This window comes from Endozoicomonas sp. SESOKO4 (assembly GCF_024606275.1).
In genome coordinates, this window is the sequence record NZ_JAHHPS010000416.1 from 1 (window position 1) to 5,087 (window position 5,087).

The following is a 5,087-nucleotide window of genomic DNA, read 5'->3' on the forward strand; positions in this document are numbered from 1 at the left end:
AGAAGATTGAAGAAAATGAACCACTGAAAAGTACTTTTATAGCACTTCTGGCAACCTCCGATCTAACGGTTATGTACGATGATAACCGGGAGGCCGTGAGCACCGCATTTAAAAAGTACAGTGCAGATCTTTCTGGCTGGTTAGCCTTGTATCACTCAATCTCTGCCGCTTCCGCTAATTTTTTAGGAGAGACACAAAAGGCAAATTTTCATCTCAAGCAATTTGGAGACCTGAAAAAAATATCAAGTCATTAAGGAGTTACTCATAATCTAATCAATAAGAGTACCAAGAAGTCCAAGTCTGTAAATTAAAGACTTCTGTCAGATCACTCTCAGTATTTTTCCATATATGACGAACGTCAAAAACCGGATTTTCTGTCATGCCCATTACCTACAGAGCGACTCTTGCCACATCCTGAGCCCACTGCTATTTTTCCTCAAGCTCCATAGGAGTCATAACAATTCATTCAATCAGTGAAAATAAAAACGGCTATTTAACAGATCAACTCTGATTAACAAATTAATAATTATCAAATGGGATCTACGTCAACTCTATGCTTGTTTGTCACAGAAGACTGTTAAAATTTCTCTTTTTAACGCTGCTATTCATGATTGCAATGAAGGTACAAACAGGCCACGCCGCCAGCTACCAGGATGGCCCCCGGAGTGAGGCAGATTACAACGCACCAGAAATCCGCTTTATGGGTATCTACGCCGGGTTTAAAAGCAATAATTTCCACCTGAAGCTGGGTAACCATTACCATGTACTACACGACGTTGGTACACCCGAAAAGTTATCCCTTTTTTTCAAGAATCAATGGTCGAGTCACCTGTGGTGGTTTCTGTTAGCAAAACTACTTCCTCCTTCCATCGTACCCTACCCTTCTTTCAGTCGTGGCCCACCATCATTGTCCCGGGCATTTGGTGATGCCCCCGACTGCACTCCTCATCCGGTGATGATCGATCACGCTTTACTGAAAGGCCGTTTATCAGTGCAAACCAGTTGTATCGAAAACCACCCTGTATGGCAGATCACTGCCTCACCCCCTACATCATCGACAGAGACGCAGGCAGTTGATGGTGATTCTTTGTCTGTCTGGCTATCACTATGGACACTGCTGAACGACACCCATACCAGCACCCTTTTCCTTCGTCCCTGGCGGGAACGTCACCGCAATCACCTGCAGGCTATTATCTGTCAAACACATCCACTCACCCATCATAAAAAGTGTCAGAGTGTTCTTATTGATGTCCCGATGAATCACGAAAAACCCTGGCTGCTGCCCGAACTGGCTAACAAAGAAACCATAAGCAGCGACGGGCACACCGCTCTGGACAGCACCTACATTAAGCGGGTCAATCAGGCTATTCACTGCCTTTCTTCCCACGGTGAGTTGTTTGCCGAACCCGATAAAGGCAAGTCAGCCGACAAAGAAAAAATACACGCCTGCGATAATAATCGCTGGCTTTACCCATTGTCAGACCAAAAGTCGGATCAAAGATGGCTTTATCAACCGGGTATTCCTGAGACTCCGATAAAACCCGGTCCGGCACTCATCACCGGGAAATACTTTAACCTCTGGGCATTGGAAAAGGCGTCTCCCGGCAGTGACACCTATCCGGTCTGGTCGAGGTCTTCTCTATTCATCGCCCGCAACGACCGACATCGAAAGTACCATTTCTGGGGAGCAGGAGACCCGGTGCTGTTAATGCAGTTCGCTGATGCCCCTTATAATATCAGGGATCATTATGCCGGTTGGGATGGCCCTGACATTGGCACCCTTGTAGAAAGCGAGCATCTCAACCTGGCCACCCTGTTTATGGACGCGGTGACCAATACACCCTTTAATCTCTATCAATGGCGGGGGATTCTCTCAGGGTTCAGCTCACCGTCCCTGCCAAAAAGCCTCAGTGACCGGGTAAGGCAGCAAATTCTGAACGACCCCGGCTCACTTTACCAGTTTGTTCAACAGCGGCCAGAGTTACTGAACAACGTGCTGACCTATTTGAACCGGGAGCTTCCGGGGCACCCTGTCCACTCATACTTTTCTGGTCGTGTACCCCCCTATTCTACCCATCAAACAAACGGAAACCCACTGGCTTTGCTGCCAGAAGCGGGAAATGCGTTCCAGCCAGATACATCACTCCCATCAACAACATTTACAAGGGGCATGATTGCTTTTTCTGGCGGTCAGGACAATAGCGGGACGTCCCAGTCCCATCCGGCTTCCCCCTCTGAAAAAAAAGCCGAACAAAACGGCAAGAAAAGTGAACGAAGCAGTCACTCTGACGGTAGGAAAAATATTGACGGTAATGAGCCGCCACCACCGACCAGGAATGGGAACCATCCGGTCACGCCCGCAGACGCAGTCGCCTCAGCATCCTTGCTTGATCACCTAATTACTCTCAATAGGATCTATGGGCTTCGGCCTGAAAGAGTGGGCTATTTATCGGATTTCCTGTCAGAACAGTTGGGTATTCCATCTTTGGAAAAGTTTGAAACCTTGTTCCGTCAATGCCAACCAACCGATGGTGGAAGTGAAACATTATATGACCAAATGCTCCGGGGTTTTGATCCGAAAAACCAGCAACACATGATGCTGGCATCGAAAGCTCTGCAAAACTCTTTACAGGTCATCGTTCCTGAACAGGTCATCGTTCCTGATGGTCAGAAATATCACTGCTATAACCATGATAAAAACCACAATCATTCGCCTCACCAGTCTTTGGGTAAGCTTGAAGATCTCCATATCTTCCTGTTTCACGAGAATCATGTGGTAAAACTGTCTCATCGCAGTGACAACAACGCCTGGTTCACTCACTTCCTGACCGGCTCCCGCTTAAATAACCAAGGCAAAGAATGGCCGGGAACCGGTCAGTCTGAAAATGCTTTATGGGAACTGTTTCCACAATGGCAAAAAGATATTTTATTATGCTGGGAAGGCCTTTGCTGCCAATCCATAACTTCTGCCAGCGAGGTGCTAAAACAGGTGTTGACTGCACCCGATGAATTCATGCGGGAAAAAGACGGACATAACCTGTTCAGGTTTTACAATCAATTAGGCTTGGTTTGCTACCCGTTCGACGATACAGAGAACCCCGATGGAACCCTCTACATTAGCAAAAACGTTCTTGGATCAGTGGTTTTTTTCTGGCAAGACTCTGCCAGTAAATATATTTCCTTCATAGCTCCGGACCTCTCCACATCAACGATAAATGATAAATTACAGTCTTTCGATGATCATTTAAAAAATTATTCCGAGGGCGCATTTTTAGTTAAAAAACAGGATATCCGCTATGTCGTTCCTGCACTCGTTGTGCTCGCACCTGTTTTTAGAAAAACTTATGCAGAAGCCCGCAGAATTATATCCGATACCGAAGATGCTCTTATTTATGGTGGTTCAGCCAGATGGCAACATCTTGCATCATCGGTTAAACCCACCGAACTTGGCAAGGTACCTGTTACTAATGATATTGATTTGGCAGTTGAGGATATTACAAGACTGGAAACGATTTCGGCCTCCTTAGAGGACAAGCTAAGACGCACTCTGCCCGGCACCTTCGTAAGACGCAACAACATTTACACTATGGTTTTGGCCAGCCCAAAAGAATCGCAAGGCAAAGTGTTACTGCACACCTTAAAGATCAATTGCTTTCCCGGCAAAAACCGAGAAAACACTATTGGGTACGATCATTGTCAGGCAAAAAAATGGCGCATTTTATCTATCGACATTTCCGCCGGTCCTGAAGGTTATTTCGATTTTATGCGTGTAGAACCTTTTGCTACGGGTTCCAAATTGCTCATACCGAGCCTGCCCGCTATGGTTGAAAAACTGCTTCGGGACACGCAACTTGAACAAACCTACCCGGGTATTGATTCAAAGCGACGGGTGCAAAATGCTGAAAATGCATTAAAAATCATGCTAGCGAGTGACACTGAGCAACAGGTTCAGGCAATTATTCAACGATCACTGTTCGGCGATTTGTCAGAATCATTCAGGTTACCCGAATTTCTGCATCCCTATATCAAGCCAAAACCTGACAATAAACAGGAAAGCAATATTAAGGCAGAAAATAATGCCAGTGAGCAACCTACGATGGTTGCAGCGCAAACCAAAATAACAGCACCCGGTGCCGTCGAACCTTCAGCTGAAAGTGCATCGGGGCAAAACACCATTGATGAACATGCAGCCGTCGCCACCATCACCCATGTTGAAGATCTGGGGCTGAAAACAGAGGATTTGGCTCCAGGTTCCTGTAAGGAGAAAAAGAAAAAGAAAAAGAAAAACAAACAGAAAAAAACGATCCAACCAGAAATAAGCAACCATGCAACTGCACCGGAAAAGAACGATATCGAAGTAGCAGTAAACCCTGATGATCAACAATCTACGGTAGCCCATAATAATAAGAAAACAGCACCTGATCCTGTTGAACGCTCAAAAGAAAGAAAGCAAGAAGCCGCTGCCCAAAAGTCTGTCTCAAATATGATCGATTTTGAAACGGCTTTGTCTCAGTCCATAGAAATATCAAACTGGCTTACGGAGGTTAATCATAACTTTTCGGGTGAGCTGAACAGGGCAATTAAGACACAACATTGCGAAAGCTCTGAAGAAAACCCTACGCCCAATACAAAACTCGGTACATTGCAAAATCAACTGGAGGACGGAAAAACAAAAACCCTGCAAATATTGGCCTGTTCCGGAGTTTCTGTAGATACATCCGGTGACCAGCCGGTCATCAGCATCAATCTGGCTAATACCCTCGGCAGTCAGCAGCGCACAGGACTGGAACAGGCCGCTTATGAGAACCACTTCCCCTATGCACAACTGGTTCAGGCGTTGTTCATCCTGAACCAAAAACTCCCGTCTGGAAAATCAGAAGCGCTCAAGATCTATGAAAAAGCATTCGAGCTGCTGCTACCAGCCGCCATTGCCGGTATACCGCTGGCCTACCAATTATTAATCGGGATGCAATTACACAACCATCACCCGGCCGGCTGGCCCCAAATGGAACCTGTGAACCGGTTGTTACGCAGCATGGCCTCCAGAGAGACAAGCTTCAGTCAGATAAAGATTGAGGGCGCATTGA

General features: G+C 46.2%; 2 protein-coding genes. Both read left to right on the plus strand.

The annotated features are described in order from the left end of the window. Positions 1-254: hypothetical protein (locus KDK16_RS08120; RefSeq protein ID WP_257275537.1), on the plus strand; the 254-nt coding region annotated here is incomplete at its 5' end. A 353-nt stretch (positions 255-607) separates the two neighbouring features. Next, positions 608-5,087 (plus strand): hypothetical protein (locus KDK16_RS08125; RefSeq protein ID WP_257275538.1); only part of this gene is annotated, 4,480 nt, incomplete at its 3' end.